The sequence below is a fragment of the Bradyrhizobium sp. McL0616 genome (assembly GCF_049993385.1).
Taxonomy (GTDB): domain Bacteria; phylum Pseudomonadota; class Alphaproteobacteria; order Rhizobiales; family Xanthobacteraceae; genus Bradyrhizobium.
Genome location: NZ_CP188255.1, coordinates 6,813,164 through 6,828,163, shown reverse-complemented (window position 1 = coordinate 6,828,163; position 15,000 = coordinate 6,813,164). Strand labels below are relative to the sequence as shown.

The 15,000-nt window shown below is 63.4% G+C and carries 14 protein-coding genes and 1 pseudogene; 9 read left to right on the top strand and 6 right to left on the bottom strand.

Annotation, left to right across the window (positions count from 1 at the left end; genetic code table 11):
* Positions 1-10: 10 nt before the first annotated feature.
* Positions 11-6,307 (bottom strand): HAMP domain-containing protein, encoded by a 6,297-nt coding sequence (locus ACPPVR_RS32805; protein ID WP_426610662.1) that lies wholly within the window; start codon positions 6,305-6,307, stop codon positions 11-13.
* A 291-nt stretch (positions 6,308-6,598) separates the two neighbouring features.
* Positions 6,599-7,111: a DUF4142 domain-containing protein gene (locus ACPPVR_RS32800; RefSeq protein WP_426610661.1), complete on the bottom strand. Its 513-nt coding sequence runs from the start codon at positions 7,109-7,111 to the stop codon at positions 6,599-6,601.
* 96 nt (positions 7,112-7,207) lie between these two features.
* Between ACPPVR_RS32800 and ACPPVR_RS32795 the strand changes: the two genes are divergently transcribed.
* From ACPPVR_RS32795 to ACPPVR_RS32785, 3 genes are all read left to right on the top strand, one after another.
* Entirely contained in the window at positions 7,208-7,402 is a 195-nt protein-coding gene (locus ACPPVR_RS32795; protein ID WP_426610660.1) for a hypothetical protein, read from the top strand.
* A gap of 118 nt (positions 7,403-7,520) precedes the next feature.
* Positions 7,521-7,652 carry a hypothetical protein gene (locus tag ACPPVR_RS32790; RefSeq protein WP_354225280.1) on the top strand — a complete coding sequence of 44 codons (132 nt, stop codon included), beginning with the start codon at positions 7,521-7,523 and terminating at the stop codon, positions 7,650-7,652.
* Between the two features lie 85 nt (positions 7,653-7,737).
* Positions 7,738-7,950 carry a hypothetical protein gene (locus ACPPVR_RS32785; protein WP_426610659.1) on the top strand — a complete coding sequence of 71 codons (213 nt, stop codon included), beginning with the start codon at positions 7,738-7,740 and terminating at the stop codon, positions 7,948-7,950.
* A 205-nt stretch (positions 7,951-8,155) separates the two neighbouring features.
* On the opposite strand, the gene ACPPVR_RS32780 is transcribed toward ACPPVR_RS32785, so the two are convergent.
* Positions 8,156-8,404, bottom strand: coding sequence for a hypothetical protein (locus tag ACPPVR_RS32780; RefSeq protein ID WP_426610658.1), 249 nt, complete (start codon positions 8,402-8,404; stop codon positions 8,156-8,158).
* Between the two features lie 314 nt (positions 8,405-8,718).
* On the opposite strand from ACPPVR_RS32780, the gene ACPPVR_RS32775 reads away from it, so the two are divergent.
* A complete protein-coding gene (locus tag ACPPVR_RS32775) occupies positions 8,719-8,913 on the top strand; it encodes a hypothetical protein (protein WP_426610657.1) in 195 nt (64 codons plus the stop codon).
* A 14-nt stretch (positions 8,914-8,927) separates the two neighbouring features.
* Here ACPPVR_RS32775 and ACPPVR_RS32770 read toward each other — a convergent pair whose 3' ends face one another.
* Together ACPPVR_RS32770 and ACPPVR_RS32765 are read right to left on the bottom strand one after the other, a co-directional pair.
* Positions 8,928-9,488, bottom strand: coding sequence for a phosphatase PAP2 family protein (locus ACPPVR_RS32770; protein ID WP_426610656.1), 561 nt, complete (start codon positions 9,486-9,488; stop codon positions 8,928-8,930).
* A gap of 34 nt (positions 9,489-9,522) precedes the next feature.
* Positions 9,523-9,798: pseudogene (locus ACPPVR_RS32765) on the bottom strand (SDR family NAD(P)-dependent oxidoreductase); the annotation flags it as partial.
* A gap of 89 nt (positions 9,799-9,887) precedes the next feature.
* Between ACPPVR_RS32765 and ACPPVR_RS32760 the strand changes: the two are divergent.
* Positions 9,888-10,262: a PRC-barrel domain-containing protein gene (locus tag ACPPVR_RS32760; RefSeq protein ID WP_426610655.1), complete on the top strand. Its 375-nt coding sequence runs from the start codon at positions 9,888-9,890 to the stop codon at positions 10,260-10,262.
* Between the two features lie 28 nt (positions 10,263-10,290).
* On the opposite strand, the gene ACPPVR_RS32755 is transcribed toward ACPPVR_RS32760, so the two are convergent.
* Positions 10,291-10,758, bottom strand: a complete 468-nt coding sequence (locus ACPPVR_RS32755) for a winged helix-turn-helix transcriptional regulator (protein WP_426610654.1) — start codon at positions 10,756-10,758, stop codon at positions 10,291-10,293.
* 163 nt (positions 10,759-10,921) lie between these two features.
* Between ACPPVR_RS32755 and ACPPVR_RS32750 the strand changes: the two genes are divergently transcribed.
* From ACPPVR_RS32750 to ACPPVR_RS32735, 4 genes are all read left to right on the top strand, one after another.
* The gene (locus tag ACPPVR_RS32750) at positions 10,922-11,659 is read left to right on the top strand and encodes an SDR family oxidoreductase (protein ID WP_426610653.1); all 738 of its coding nucleotides are present in this window, start codon (positions 10,922-10,924) and stop codon (positions 11,657-11,659) included.
* A 63-nt stretch (positions 11,660-11,722) separates the two neighbouring features.
* On the top strand, positions 11,723-12,724 hold the full coding sequence (locus tag ACPPVR_RS32745; protein ID WP_426610652.1) for an NAD(P)H-dependent flavin oxidoreductase: 1,002 nt from the start codon (positions 11,723-11,725) through the stop codon (positions 12,722-12,724).
* 107 nt (positions 12,725-12,831) lie between these two features.
* The gene (locus ACPPVR_RS32740; RefSeq protein ID WP_426610651.1) at positions 12,832-13,251 is read left to right on the top strand and encodes a hypothetical protein; all 420 of its coding nucleotides are present in this window, start codon (positions 12,832-12,834) and stop codon (positions 13,249-13,251) included.
* Positions 13,252-13,369: 118 nt separating this feature from the next.
* Positions 13,370-14,944 (top strand): alkaline phosphatase D family protein, encoded by a 1,575-nt coding sequence (locus ACPPVR_RS32735; protein ID WP_426610650.1) that lies wholly within the window; start codon positions 13,370-13,372, stop codon positions 14,942-14,944.
* The last annotated feature ends 56 nt before the right edge of the window (positions 14,945-15,000 follow it).

Below are 15,000 nucleotides of genomic sequence, written 5' to 3'. Positions count from 1 at the left end.
CGGACCCCACTCAGCGGTGCAGCCACATGCGGATCGCAAGCAGCAATTGATCGGTATTGACGGGTTTGGCGAGATAGTCGGACGCACCTGCCTCGAGGCACTTCTCGCGGTCACCCTTCATCGCTTTCGCTGTCAGCGCGATGATCGGCAGGCGCAAGAAGGCCGGGTTCTCCCGGATTACGCCGATGGTCTGATACCCATCCATCTGCGGCATCATGATGTCCATCAGCACGATAGCGATTTCCGGGTTGGATTCGACCAGCGTCACCGCTTCGCGGCCGGTGGTCGCGGTCAGCACCTTCATGCCGCGCCGCTCCAGCACGCTCGACAGCGCGAAGATGTTGCGAGCGTCGTCGTCGACGAGCAGCGCGGTCTTGCCGATCAGGTCCTCGTCGGAACTGTTCAGCTTCTCCAGCATGCGCTGCTTCTCGACCGGGAGTTCCGTGATCACGCGGTGCAGGAACAGCGCGGTCTCGTCGAGCAGGCGCTCGGGCGACTCCACGCCCTTGACCACGATGCTGCGCGCCATGGTGTGGAGTTCCGCATCCTCCTCGGCCGAGAGCTCGCGGCCGGTGAACACCACGACGGGAATGTTCGACAGCGCCTCGTCGTGGCGGATCTGATCCAGCACCTCGAAGCCGCTCATGTCGGGCAGCCGCAGGTCGAGCACGACGCAATCGCAGGGGGAATGGCGTAGAGTCGAGAGCGCGCCGGCGCCGGTATCGGTCGTCACGATCTCGATGTCGTCATGATGCAGCAGCTCGTGGATCGAGAGCCGTTCGGCCTCGTTGTCCTCGACGATCAGGAGCCGCTTGCGCCGCGGCCGCGCATATTCCTGGATCTGCGTCAGCGCGGCCGAAACGCCTTCCGTCGTCGTCGGTTTGTTGACGAAGGCGAAGGCCCCGCGGGCCAGCGCATGCTGCCGGTCCTCGTCGAGCGTGATGATCTGCACGGGAATGTGGCGCGTCAGCGGATTGTGCTTGAGCTGGCTCAGCACCGTCCAGCCCAGCATGTCCGGCAGGAACACGTCGAGCGAAACCGCTCTCGGCTGGTATTGCTTGGCAAGCTCGAGCGCCTCCGCGCCGCGCGCTGCGACCAGGACCTTGAAACCCTTGTCGCGTGCGAGGTCGACCAAAATGCGCGCATAATGGGGGTCGTCCTCGACGATCAGCAGGATGCTGTCGCCGGGCTCGAGATTGAGGCGGTCGTCGGGAAGCTGCTCGATGACGCGCTCGGGCGCGGTCATCACCGGCTGGAGTGCCGGCGGTTGGTTGTATTGTTGCGACGAAGGCGCAACGCGCGGGGCGAGCGTCGGGCCGGAATATTTCAGCGGCAAATAGAGTGTGAAGGACGAACCCTTGCCGGGCGCGCTGCGCAGATGGATCTCGCCGCCGAGCAGGCCTGCAAGCTCGCGGCTGATCGCAAGGCCAAGGCCGGTGCCGCCATATTTGCGGCTGGTGCCGGCATCCGCCTGCTGGAACGCTTCGAAGATCAGCTTCTGCTTCTCCAGGGGAATGCCGATGCCGGTGTCCGATACTTCGAAGGCGATCACGGCCGGCGCGGCGTTCAGCACCGGGTGATCCGTGCCCCAGCCACCGAGTGCGCCGGCGACCTTCAGCCGCACTTCGCCTTCGCCGGTGAACTTGAAGGCGTTGGACAGCAGGTTCTTCAGGACCTGTTGCAGGCGCTTGGAGTCGGTGACGATGCTGCGTGCGAGGTTCGGATCGACCTCGATCTTGAATGACAAATTGCGGTTCTCGGCCTCGTGCCGGAACGGCCGCCCGACCGTCTCGAGCAGGTTCGCGGTCAGGATTTCTTCGGCGTCGACGGTCACAGTGCCGGACTCGATCTTGGACAGATCGAGAATGTCGCTGATGAGGTTGAGCAGGTCGGTGCCGGCGCCGTGGATGGTGCGGGCGAATTCGACCTGCTTGCCCGTGAGGTTGCCGTCCGGGTTGTCGGTGAGCTGCTGGCCGAGGATCAGGATCGAGTTCAGCGGGGTCCGCAGCTCGTGGCTCATATTGGCCAGGAACTCGGACTTGTACTTCGAGGTCAGCGCGAGCTCGGTCGCCTTTTCCTCCAGCGCGCGGCGGGCCTGCTCGATCTCCTGGTTCTTGCGCTCGACTTCGACGTTACGCTCGGCGAGCTGCTGCGCCTTCTGTTCGAGTTGGTCGTTGGTCTGCTGCAATTCGCGCTGTTGGGTCTGGAGCTCGCCTGCGAGCTGCTGCGACTGCTTGAGCAGGCCTTCGGTCTGCATCGTCGCCTCGATCGAGTTGAGCACGATGCCGATGGAGTCTGTCAGCTGCTCGAGGAACGTCATCTGCGAGGTCGTGAAGGAGGTGAGCGAGGCAAGCTCGATCACCGCCTTGACCTGGCCCTCGAACAGCACCGGCAGCACCACGAGGTTCTTCGGCGCGACGCGCAGCAACGCCGAGTTGATCGGCACGACGTCGGAGGGAATGTCGGCAACCACGCGCGGACGCCGGTCGAGTGCGCACTGCCCGATCAGGCCGTCGCCGAACGGAAGCACGCGCTGATAGGGGTAGATGCCGTCGCCGGCATAGGAGGCGAGCAGCAGGAGTTGTGGATTGTCCTCGTTCTCGACCTGGTAGATCACGCCGGTATGCGCGTTCACCAGCGGCGAGAGCTCGGTCAGCAGCAGCCGGCCGACCGTGGTGAGATCGCGCTGGCCCTGGAGCATGTTGGTGAATTTGGCGAGGTTGGTCTTCAGCCAGTCCTGCTCGGTGTTCACGTCCGTCGTCAGACGGAGATTCGTGATCATCGTGTTGATGTTGTCCTTCAGCTCCGCGACCTCGCCGCGGGCGTCGACCTGAATCGACCGCGTCAAATCGCCCTTGGTCACCGCGGTCGCGACTTCCGCAATCGCGCGTACCTGCGAAGTGAGGTTGGCCGCCAAGAGGTTCACGTTGCCGGTGAGGTCCTTCCAGGTGCCGGCGGCACCGGGCACGTCGGCCTGGCCGCCGAGCCGTCCCTCGACGCCGACCTCGCGCGCCACCGACGTCACCTGGTCAGCGAAGGTCGCGAGCGTCTCGGTCATGTTGTTGATGGTGTCGGCGAGCGCAGCGACCTCGCCCTTCGATTTCACGGTGAGATTTTGTTTCAAATCACCGTTCGCAACAGCGGTCACGACCTTGACGATGCCGCGGACCTGCTCAGTCAGGTTCGCCGCCATGAAGTTGACGGTGTCAGTGAGATCCTTCCAGGTGCCGGCGACGCCGGGTACCTGGGCCTGGCCGCCAAGCTCGCCTTCGGTGCCGACTTCGCGGGCGACGCGGGTGACTTCGCCGGCAAAGGCGTTGAGCTGGTCCACCATGGTGTTGATGGTGTTCTTCAGCTCGAGAATTTCGCCCTTTACGTCCACAGTGATCTTGCGGGACAAGTCGCCGCGCGCCACGGCCGTGGTGACTTCGGCGATGTTGCGGACCTGCGTGGTCAAGTTCGCCGCGAGCAAATTGACGTTGTCGGTGAGGTCCTTCCAGGTGCCACCGACGCCGGGCACGACGGCCTGACCGCCGAGCCGGCCTTCGGTGCCGACTTCGCGCGCCACCCGCGTCACTTCGGCGGCGAAGGAGCGGAGCTGCTCGACCATGGTGTTCAGGGTGTCCTTGAGCAGCAGGATCTCGCCGCGCACGTCCACCGTGATCTTCTTAGACAGGTCGCCGCCGGCGATCGCGGTCGCGACTTCGGCGATGTTGCGGACCTGCGCGGTCAGGTTCGAGGCCATGAAGTTGACGTTGTCGGTGAGATCCTTCCAGGTGCCGGCGACACCGGGAACCTCAGCTTGGCCGCCGAGCTTGCCTTCGGTGCCGACTTCGCGCGCGACGCGCGTCACTTCGCCGGCAAAGCCATTGAGCTGGTCCACCATGGTGTTGATGGTGTTCTTCAGCTCGAGAATTTCGCCCTTCACGTCCACGGTGATCTTGCGGGAGAGGTCGCCGCGCGCCACGGCGGTGGTCACTTCGGCGATGTTGCGGACCTGGGCGGTGAGGTTGCCCGCCATCGAGTTGACGGAGTCGGTCAAGTCCTTCCAGGTGCCGGCGACGCCGGGCACGTTGGCCTGACCGCCGAGGCGGCCTTCGGTGCCGACCTCGCGCGCGACGCGCGTGACTTCGCCCGCGAAGCGGTTGAGCTGGTCGACCATCGTGTTCAGGGTGTCCTTCAGCTGAAGGATTTCGCCGCGCACGTCCACGGTGATCTTGCGCGACAGGTCGCCGCCGGCAATCGCAGTTGCGACCTCGGCAATATTGCGGACCTGGGCGGTGAGGTTGCCCGCCATCGAGTTCACGTTGTCGGTGAGGTCCTTCCAGGTGCCGGCGACGCCCGTCACCTGGGCCTGACCGCCGAGCTTGCCCTCGGTGCCGACCTCGCGCGCGACGCGCGTGACTTCGCCGGCGAAAGCGTTGAGCTGGTCCACCATGGTGTTGAGCGTCTCCTTCAACTGAAGGATTTCGCCCGAGACGTTCACCGTGATCTTCTTCGACAAATCGCCCTTGGCGACGGCGGTTGCGACTTCTGCGATGTTACGCACCTGGCCGGTCAGGTTCGACGCCATCGAGTTCACGGAGTCGGTCAAGTCCTTCCATGTGCCGGCGACGCCGCGCACCTGAGCCTGGCCGCCGAGCTTGCCTTCGGTGCCGACCTCGCGCGCGACGCGCGTGACTTCGCCGGCGAAAGCGTTGAGCTGGTCCACCATGGTGTTGATGGTGTCCTTCAGCTCCAGAATCTCGCCGCGCACGTCCACCGTGATCTTCTTCGACAAGTCGCCGCCGGCGACCGCCGTGGTCACCTCGGCGATGTTGCGGACCTGCGCCGTCAGGTTCGACGCCATCGAGTTGACGCTCTCCGTCAAGTCCTTCCACGTGCCGGCGACGCCGAGCACGTTGGCCTGGCCGCCGAGCCGTCCCTCGGTGCCAACCTCACGCGCGACGCGCGTGACTTCGCCGGCAAAGGCATTGAGCTGGTCCACGCAGGTGTTGAGCGTTTCCTTCAGCTGAAGGATTTCGCCCGAGACGTTCACCGTGATCTTCTTCGACAGGTCGCCGCCGGCGATTGCGGTGGCAACGTCGGCGATGTTGCGGACCTGCGCGGTCAGGTTCGAGGCCATGAAGTTGACGTTGTCGGTGAGGTCCTTCCAGGTGCCGGCGACGCCCGGCACCTGCGCCTGGCCGCCGAGCTTGCCTTCGGTGCCGACCTCGCGCGCCACGCGCGTCACTTCGGAGGCAAAGGAGTTGAGCTGGTCCACCATCGTATTGATGGTGTCCTTCAGCTCCAATATTTCGCCGCGCACGTCCACGGTGATCTTGCGGGACAAGTCGCCGCGCGCCACGGCGGTGGTGACGTTGGCGATGTTGCGCACCTGTGCGGTGAGGTTGCCGCACATCGCGTTGACGGAGTCGGTGAGATCCTTCCAGGTGCCGGCGACGCCCGGCACGATCGCCTGGCCGCCGAGCTTTCCGTCGGTGCCGACCTCGCGCGCCACGCGCGTCACTTCGGAGGCAAAGGACCGGAGCTGGTCCACCATCGTGTTGATGGCTTCCTTGAGCTGAAGGATCTCGCCGCGGACGTCGACGGTGATCTTCTTGGACAAGTCGCCGTTGGCGACCGCGATCGTCACCTCGGCGATGTTGCGAACCTGGTTGGTCAAATTGTTCGCCATCGAGTTGACGCTCTCGGTCAGGTCCTTCCAGACGCCGGTCACTTCCGGCACCTGGGCCTGGCCGCCGAGCTTGCCCTCGGTGCCAACCTCGCGCGCCACGCGCGTCACCTCGGAGGTGAAGACGCCGAGCTGCTTGATCATCGTGTTGACGATGGTCGCCGATTGCAAAAATTCGCCGCGGAGCGGGCGGCCCTCGACGTCGAGTTTGACGGTCTGGATCAGGTCGCCTTGCGCAACGGCTGCGACCGCGCGCGTCACTTCGCGCGTCGGCCATAACAGATCGTCGATCAACGTGTTGACGGAGCCTTCCATGTCGGCCCAGGAGCCGGAGGCAAGACCGAACTTCACGCGCTGCCGCGTCTTGCCTTCGCGCCCGACCACCTGGCCGACCAGCTCGAGCTGCTGCGCCATGCGCTGGTTGGCGGCGATGATTTCATTGAAAGTGTCGGCAATCTTGCCGTCGATGCCGAGATAGTCGCCGCTCATCCGAACGGAGAAATCGCCGCTGCGCATGGCCTGAAGCGCGAGCAGCAATTCCGGCCGGGAATCCGGCTCCGACATACCGTTGGTTTTTGGCTTTGGGACGCGACGACCGGAGCGTGATGCAGTTCCGGAATCGAGGTCGCTCATATGATTTCCCCGCAGGCGTCGGCCGAATCCCAGGCACGACGCGATGACTCAACAAGAGCGTCAGCCAAATTCGAAATCAAGCGCCAAGGTTGCGGCACGCGAAAATGGAACCTGCTTTGCTCAGCCCGGCTCTTTAACAGCGAAAGATGCAATCGGTTCCATTCGGTTCCAAAGAAATTGGAGCTGATTTCTGGAGCCTTGCGAGAATGGTCCGGCTGCAGGCCGGCGGGAAGGGGCGTCAACTGCGCCATGTGGCCGTGGCGCCAGCCGGTTCATCAATGATGAGGGCTGCTACTTGTCTGCCATGGTGCGCTCGGCATCATTCAACTGCGCGCGCAGGATCGGCAGTTGCTCGCGCGCGAAGACGCCGAGTGCGGCGTCGTCAGGCGCGCGCAGATAGCGCTCGATCAAGCCGATAGCGGCCTCGTATTCGGGGATTTGGGCTGCGTAGAAACGTCTGACGTAAGTTGGCCCATCCGCGCTTTCAGGCTCGGCAAGGCTGGCGCCAGCAGACGCTGATTTGCTGACGCGCGGCTCGGCGCCGATCGTGTCCTGGATCTCCTTCAGCGCCTTGTCGCGCTTGGCCGCCTCCTCGGCGCGCAGGGCGGCGAGGTTCTTGACCTCCGTATTGCCCTTCAGGTCGGTGCTCTCCAACAGGCCCTGCTGGAAGCGGCCGAATGCGTAGAGGCCGCCGATGACATCGGTTGCAGTCGGCGTGTGATCACCCCGCATTTGCTCAGCGGTGCTGTCGGCGAGCGCCGCGGAGCTGATGAAGACCAGGATTATCGCGACAAGAATTCGCATGAATAGCCAATGACCGGTAGCGTGCGAAGTTCCGCTCAACGTTACGATCCCGTAAGGGCGGTTGCGGAACGCCTGCTCCATGCCCACGTTTTATCCATGAAACAGTCTGATATCTTCAGGGACAACGCCGACAACTGCCTGCAACTCGCCGAGCGCGCGGAAGGGCAGCCCACCCATAATCGCTATTCGCGTATGGCGGATGCCTGGACCGCCTTGGCGAACGAGCAGGACTGGCTTGACGGCGAAATCCCGCCCGTGAGGGTCCGCATCCGCCACAGGGTGGCTGCGTGATCGCTCTCGTTTTCGTGAATCCGCGTGTGAGACCGCGCACGGAATGAGCGCGACCAATCAACAATCATCTGGGCATGGTCGATCGCTTGATTTTTTGATTCCAGGAGGAGGTTTTATGATGGCTCCACGTCTGGCTCTTCTCTCACTCATTCTCGCCTTCGGCGTCTCGGTCGCGTTCGCGACGGTGACCACGGTCCGGCAGGTGCATCAGGAGAATGCATCGGCCGCAGTGCATGCTGTGCACAGCTAGTGTTGCCGCCCTCTCGCACGCGCCGGAACATTCGACGTCCCGGCGCGTAAGCGCTTCGAAGCATCAGCAGAGGCGAGAGGACATCATGGCGCATTCTGACCACGGTATCGTCAAGGACAACAAGGCTGAGGACCAGCCGCGCGACAAGCAGCGCGCGCAGACCGTGCATAAGACAAATGAAAATGAAAAAGGCTCGCCGTCGCGTGAGGCGACGCGCGATCCCAAGCTGAACGACGACAGCAAGACGCCGGGCTCCGGCATGACGCCGGATGATTCCGGCGACGCGCCGAGCGGCTAGAGCATGATCCGGACTGAAGGGCCGCGTTAACGCAAAGTGCGAAGCGGTTTTCCGAAGAGATCGTGCTCAAACATTAGAAGGCGTCCCGCGAGGAACGAATCCCCGCGCGAAGCGTCGATGAGTTGCTTTCGGGTGTCATGCCCCCGGTGCTCCGGAAGCAATCTCCAAGGACGGCCCTGGCACCCCTGTGCCGGGGCCGTTTGATTCATTCCTCGGCGCCGCCCTCAGGATCTGCCTGAGTGTGTCCGTCGCGTCCGCGGCGGAACACGCCAAAATCGCTTGATTTGACGCCGGGCACCGCATCGACCCCCGCTGTGGCAAGCCCGAGCTTGAGCAGCTCGCGCACGGAGGCCGCGCGTGTCGGCATGCGATGCTTGAATCGGAAATCATCAAGTGCGGCCAGTTCCTCAGGCGAGAGCATGACTTGAAGCCGCTCGGCGCGAAGATCGTTCATGGTCAATCCGTAAATTGAGCAAGGTGAGTAGTTTGCTCAATGAACCAATTTGACAAGAGTTCCGCCGGAGTCGGAAGAATCATCAATTGAGTAATATTACCAAGCAAAATCAATAAGTTATAGTGAAACTACTTTCGCGTAAGCGCGTTTTACTGGGGAGGGAGACGAGGTCATGAGGGACGAAGTCAGATTGCCCCGCAAGCTTTCCGAAGAGTTCGTAGCGCCAGAACCAGTGCGCCCGAGCCATCGGAAGATCATCGAAGAAGTCGAGCGTTGGGCCAACAGCCCGGGCCTGCAACCACCAAGGACGGACGATGCGAAGACGGTCTGAGCCCCACACATTCGAACAACGTATCGAGGCACAAAGGCTGCGGCTCGAGTATGAGCTTGCGAGCCTGCCACACGGCAAGCAGCGCGACGCCGTCAGCGTGCGCATCGAGCAGCTGCAGGTCGCGGCGGAGATGCATGATTTCCTGCGCTTACCAGACCAAGTCGTGGTTGCTCGCTGATCGCGCGACTCGGCCTACTTGCGGCGCGGTTTTGCCAGCGTCCACGGCCGCAAGAGTCTCTCGACACCGGCGCCGAGCGCGAAGCCTGCAACGACGTCGCTCGCCCAATGCGCGAGCAGCGCGATCCGCGTCAGCGAGAGCGCGACCGCAATCGCGCGCACCGCGCGACGCCGCGCCGGCGGCAGCAGACCGGCTGCGGACGCGAGCGCGCCCATGTGGACGGCATGACCGGACGGAAAGGCATCGCGAGCCCGTCCTGAGACGGGAACGCCATGCCGATGGCCGACAACAGTCAACCGGTCCGGCCTGGTCTGGTCGAATACGGATTTGAGGATATGCGGCAGGACGGCGGTTACCAGTGAAACGGTCAAAACATGATTTGCGACAGGACGCTGCTGCGGCTTGCGCAGCTGGACATAGAGCCCGCCCGCCGCCGCCAGCGCGAGCAGCACATGCTCGTCTGCGCCCCAGGTCAGCGCTTCCGCGGCATCCTCAAGCTCGTAATTGGTACGAACTGCGATCTGATCGGCGATCGCGGTATCGATCCGTGTGGGTTTGACTGTTACGAGCGCCATTGGTCCGCGGCCGACGAAAGTTCTCCATGACAGTTTCGTAAAGCTCGGGAGCGAGCGAAGGTTCCTGATCCGCCGGCCGCGCCGCCTTGATGATCCAGAACGGCGTATAGATGTTGGTCTTCATGGTCGCGTGGAAATCTTCCGAAGAGAGATCGAGGATCGAGGCGCGCGTCTGCTGCCGTGCCGCATTATTGACGATGATGTCGAGACCGCCGAGGCCTTGCGCGGCCCGCTCGATCAGCTTCTTGCAGAAGGCTTCCTCCTTGAGATCACCGGGGATTGCTAGCGCGGTGCGGCGCTCTTTCTTGATCTTGCGCTGCAGGATGCCGCACAACGCCATCTGGAACGATCACCCCAGCATCAAGTTGATCCTCGACATTGGCCGAGCGGAGAATTGAGATGTTGAATCAAGGCGAACTGGATCGCGCCGAACTGGGTCGGTTGATCGGCAGCGACAAGGTCGAGGGAACGTCGGTCTATGGAGCCGATCGCAGCAAGATCGGTTCGATCGAGCGCGTGATGATCGACAAGACGAGCGGCAGAGTGTCTTACGCCGTGCTTGGCTTCGGTGGATTCTTGGGCGTCGGCAACGACCACTACCCGTTGCCTTGGCAGTCGCTGAAATACGACACCGAGCTCGGCGGCTATGTCACGGGCATCACGGCCAAGGAGCTGCAAGACGCGCCGAAATATGGCGAGCAGAGCGAGTGGAATTGGGGTGACGACGCTACGGTGCGCGGCATCAACGCTTATTATGGTGTTCCGTTCGCGTAGGCTTGATCTAGCCCGGCAGCACTGGGGCTCACCCCGCCGCCACCTCCCTCCGCCCCGGCCCCGCATGCACATGCACCTGTTTCGCATGCAGCGCCTCGCCGCATTCCGAGCACACCATCACCGGGTCGAACTGCTTGCCGCAGGTCTTGTGCTCGTGCAGCAGCGGGCGGCCGCGTTCGTCGCCCATGTGGGTGTCGCCCCAATGCACCATCGCCATGATGATCGGATAGAGGTCGAGGCCCTTCTGCGTCAGGATGTATTCATAGCGCTTCGGTGCCTCGGAATAGGGGACGCGGCGCAGGATGCCGAAGCGGACCAGTTTCTTCAGCCGCTCCGACAGCAGGTGCCGCGTGATCTGGAGCGAGGATTGAAATCCCTCGAACCGGCGCACGCGCAAGAAGCATTCGCGCAGGATCAGCAGTGTCCAGCGGTCGCCGACCACGGCGACCGTGCGGGAGAGCGAGCAGGGCTCCTCGTCCAGCGTATCCCACTTCATGATCCGTCTCCGGCTTGGTCGAGTAAGTCAGAAAAAGGAACTGACTTGAATGGTCAGCGCAATTTGCAGCCATACCTAGCATTCCGACGCAAAATTTGACAGTTCTATTTTAGAACTATAGCGTCCTGCCCAATCATATTGGTCTCAACCGGAGGAGGCGACCTTGCCCAAGCGAAACGCGACAGCGGCCGTGATCGGGGCCGGCGATTTCATCGGCTCCGAGATTGCGAAGAAATTCGCCACTGAAGGCTTTTCGATCTTCGCCGGCCGTCGCAACGGCGACAAGCTGGCGCCGCTGGTGAAGGACATCGAAGCGGCGGGCGGGGAGATCCACGCCCGTTCGCTGGATGCGCGGAAGGAAGAGGAAGTCATCTCCTTCCTCAACGACGCCGACAAGCATGCGCCGCTGGAAGTCTGCATTTTCAACGTCGGCGCCAACGTCAATTTCCCGATCCTCGACACCACCGAGCGCGTATTCCGAAAAGTGTGGGAGATGGCCTGCTATTCCGGCTTCCTCGCCGGCCGTGAAGCAGCGCGGCTGATGCTGGCGCGCGGCGGCGGCAAGATCTTCTTCACCGGCGCGACCGCGTCCTTGCGCGGCGGCAGCGGCTTTGCGGCGTTCGCCAGTGCAAAATTCGGACTGCGTGCGGTGGCGCAGGCGATGGCGCGCGAGCTTGGCCCGAAGAATATTCATGTCGCCCATCTCATCATCGATTCCGGCGTCGATACCGAGTGGGTGCGGCAGCGCCGGCTCGAGGCGCTCGGGCCCGATGCACTCGATAATCCCGATCTGCTGATGCCGCCGTCGGCGGTGGCTGACTCCTATTGGCAGCTCTACCAGCAGCCAAAGAGCGCCTGGACGTTCGAGATGGAGATCCGTCCCTTCGGAGAGAAATGGTGACCGCGGCGCAAAAGTCCGGCTAGACTGATCCAAACATCAAGCAAAATTCCGGGAGGTACTTGAGTGAAGACCGCGATCACCGAACTGTTCGGCATTGAGCACCCGATCATCCAGGGCGGCATGCATTTCGTCGGCTTTGCCGAGTTGGCCGCCGCCGTCTCCAATGCCGGCGGGCTCGGTATCATCACGGGCCTCACGCAGAAGACGCCGGAGCTGCTTGCGAAAGAGATCGCGCGTTGCCGCGACATGACCGACAAGCCGTTCGGCGTGAACCTCACCTTCCTGCCGACCTTCGCGGCGCCGCCTTACCCGGAATACATCGCGGCCATCGTCGAGGGCGGGGTCAAGTCCGTCGAGACCGCGGGCCGCAGCCCGGAAGCCTATATGCCGGCGTTGAAGGCGGCCGGCATCAAGGTGATCCACAAATGCACCTCGGTCCGTCACTCGCTGAAGGCCGAGCGCATCGGCTGCGACGCCGTCAGCGTCGACGGCTTTGAGTGCGGCGGTCATCCCGGCGAGGACGACATTCCCAACATGATCCTGCTGCCGCGTGCGGCGGAGGAGTTGAAGATTCCGTTCGTCGCCTCCGGGGGCATGGCTGACGGGCGCAGCCTCGTCGCCGCGCTGTCGCTCGGCGCGGCCGGCATGAACATGGGCACGCGCTTCATCGCGACCAAGGAAGCGCCGGTACATCAGAACGTCAAGAACGCGCTGGTCGCGGCGACTGAACTCGACACCCGCCTGATCATGCGTGCGCTCCGCAACACCGAGCGCGTGCTCAAGAACGCCAATGTCGATCGCCTGCTCGAGATCGAGCACGCCAAGGGCGACAAGCTCACGATCGACGACATCCATGATCAGGTTGCGGGCGTCTATCCCAAGGTCATGCTGGACGGGCAGATGGATGCCGGTGCCTGGAGCTGCGGCATGGTCGCAGGGCTCATCCACGACATCCCCTCCTGCAAGGAACTCGTCGATCGCATCATGGGCGAGGCGGAACAAATCATCCGCGGCCGCCTGATGGGGTTCCTAGAGGATATGGGAACGGCAAGAAAGGTCGCCTGACACTGTCAAACTTCTTAACCACGGCGGCAATTGACCGCTGGAATTGCGCGCGACGCCTCCTAAATAGAGGTAAATTACCTCTTAAATCATCATTTCAGGAGGCGTCCGTGGTCCTGAAGAGCGTTCATTTTGCTGTTGCAATTGCCCTCGTGCTCGCAGGGGGCGGTGTTGCGCGCGCTGATGACTACAAGCCCAACGAATATCTTGGACTCGATCTCTCCAAGGCGGTGCTGTCGCCGAAGCGGCTTGGGCCCGAGACGCAGTTCGCGCCTGTCGCGTTAGAGGCACGCGGCGGCAATGAGGCGCAGGCCCGGGCCCAACCAGTCGATGTGCCGAAGAAGGTCGCGGCCGAGCGCGTGCATGTGTCGGAACCAAAGGTCGCGCAGACGAAGAGCGTGCAGCCGCGCGGTGCGGCCCGTACCAAGCTCGCGCATCGTCACGGCAATCCGCTCGACGCGCAGGCGAGAGACACCCGTATCCAGACCTGGCCGTGCCGCACCGGCGGCATCTGCAACTGGCAGCGCTAGTCCAATCTGAGGCCGTCATCCCCGCGTCGCAAAACCGTAGGCGCGGAGTCAAGAAACCGTAAGCCGGGAGTCAAGGAGCGCAGGCACCTTCCGTCACGATTCGACGAAGGTCTCCTGAATGGCAACGCTCCGCGCCTCGCGCGCATGGACCCGGCGGCAGTTCCTGGTCCGCTCCACGTCCTCTCTCGCCATCGCGTCGCTCGGCACGCTCGCAACACCACGCATCAGTCGCGCTGTCGATCGCCCGCAAATCGCGGGCGGCATCCAGTCCGGCGACGTGTCGGACGGCTCTGCCGTCATCTGGGCCCGCGCCGACCGGCCGGCGCGGATGCAGGTGGAATGCGCGACCGTCGAAAGCTTCAAGACGATCATTGCGTCGGCATCTAGCGACGCCACGCCGGATGCCGACTTCACCTCAAAGCTGCTGCTGAATGATCTGCCGCCCGGGCAGGACATCTTCTATCGCGTCCGGTTCGACGATATCGCGACTGGCCTCGCCGGCGAAAGCCGCATCGGCCATTTCCGCACCGCGCCGGCGGAGAAGCAGTCGATCTCGTTCCTGTGGTCCGGCGACGTCGCCGGCCAAGGCTGGGGCATCGACATCGCGCGCGGTGGTTACCGCAGCTATCGCACCATGCTCGACAACCGCCCGGACTTCTTCATCCACTCCGGCGATCACATCTATGCCGATTGTACCATCCCGTCCGAACAGAAGCTGCCGAACGGCGAGACCTGGCGCAATCTCGTGACCGAGGAAAAGGCGGAGGTCGCGCACACGCTGGCGCAGTTCCGCGGCAACTACAAATACAACCACCTCGACGACAATTTTCGCGCCTTCCACGCGCAGGTGCCGATGCTGGCGCAGTGGGATGACCACGAGGTCACCAACGACTGGTCGCCGAGGGGCAGCTACGACGAGGCCGGCTATGAGGACGACGGCACCCCGCGCCTGGTCGCGCGTGCTCGCCGCGCCTTCTTCGATTTCATGCCGATCCGCGACATCGGTGCGCGTCAGGGACGGGTCTATCGCAAGATCGCCCACGGGCCGCTGCTCGACGTCTTCATGATCGACATGCGCAGCTATCGCGACGACAGCTGGAACAAGGGCAGTGACCATCGCGGCTGGATTCTGGGTGCCGAGCAGCTCGCCTGGCTGAAGCGGGAGCTCACTGCCTCACGCGCGACCTGGAAGGTGATCGCGGCCGACCTGCCGATCGGCCTGATCAGCCTCGATGCCGTCGCGCTCGGCAACGGTTCGCCCGACCGGCGCGAGCATGAGATCGCGGAGCTGCTTGCGTCCATCAAGCACGCTGGTGTCCGCAACGTGGTCTGGCTCACCGCCGACATGCACTACACCGCCGCGCATTACTACGATCCCAACAGAGCCCAGTTCCAGGATTTCGAGCCGTTCTGGGAGTTCGTCTCCGGCCCGCTGCATGCCGGCACCTGGGGCCCTGGCGAGCTCGACAACACTTTTGGCCCGGCCGCGATGTACCAGAACGGCTGTAGCGAAGCCCAGGGCGAAAACCTCGCGCCCTGTTTCAGCCTGCAGTTCTTCGGTCGCGTCGACATCGACGGCGCGACCGGCGTGATGACGGTGACCTTGAAGGACGTCGACAACCGCGATCTCTGGTCGGTCGACATCGTGCCGCAGCCGCAGGCCCGTCCGGCCATGGTCGCCCAGCATTCCTGAGGGGTGCGCGACTCTCCGCCGTCATGGCCGGGCTTGACCCGGCCATCCACGCGTCG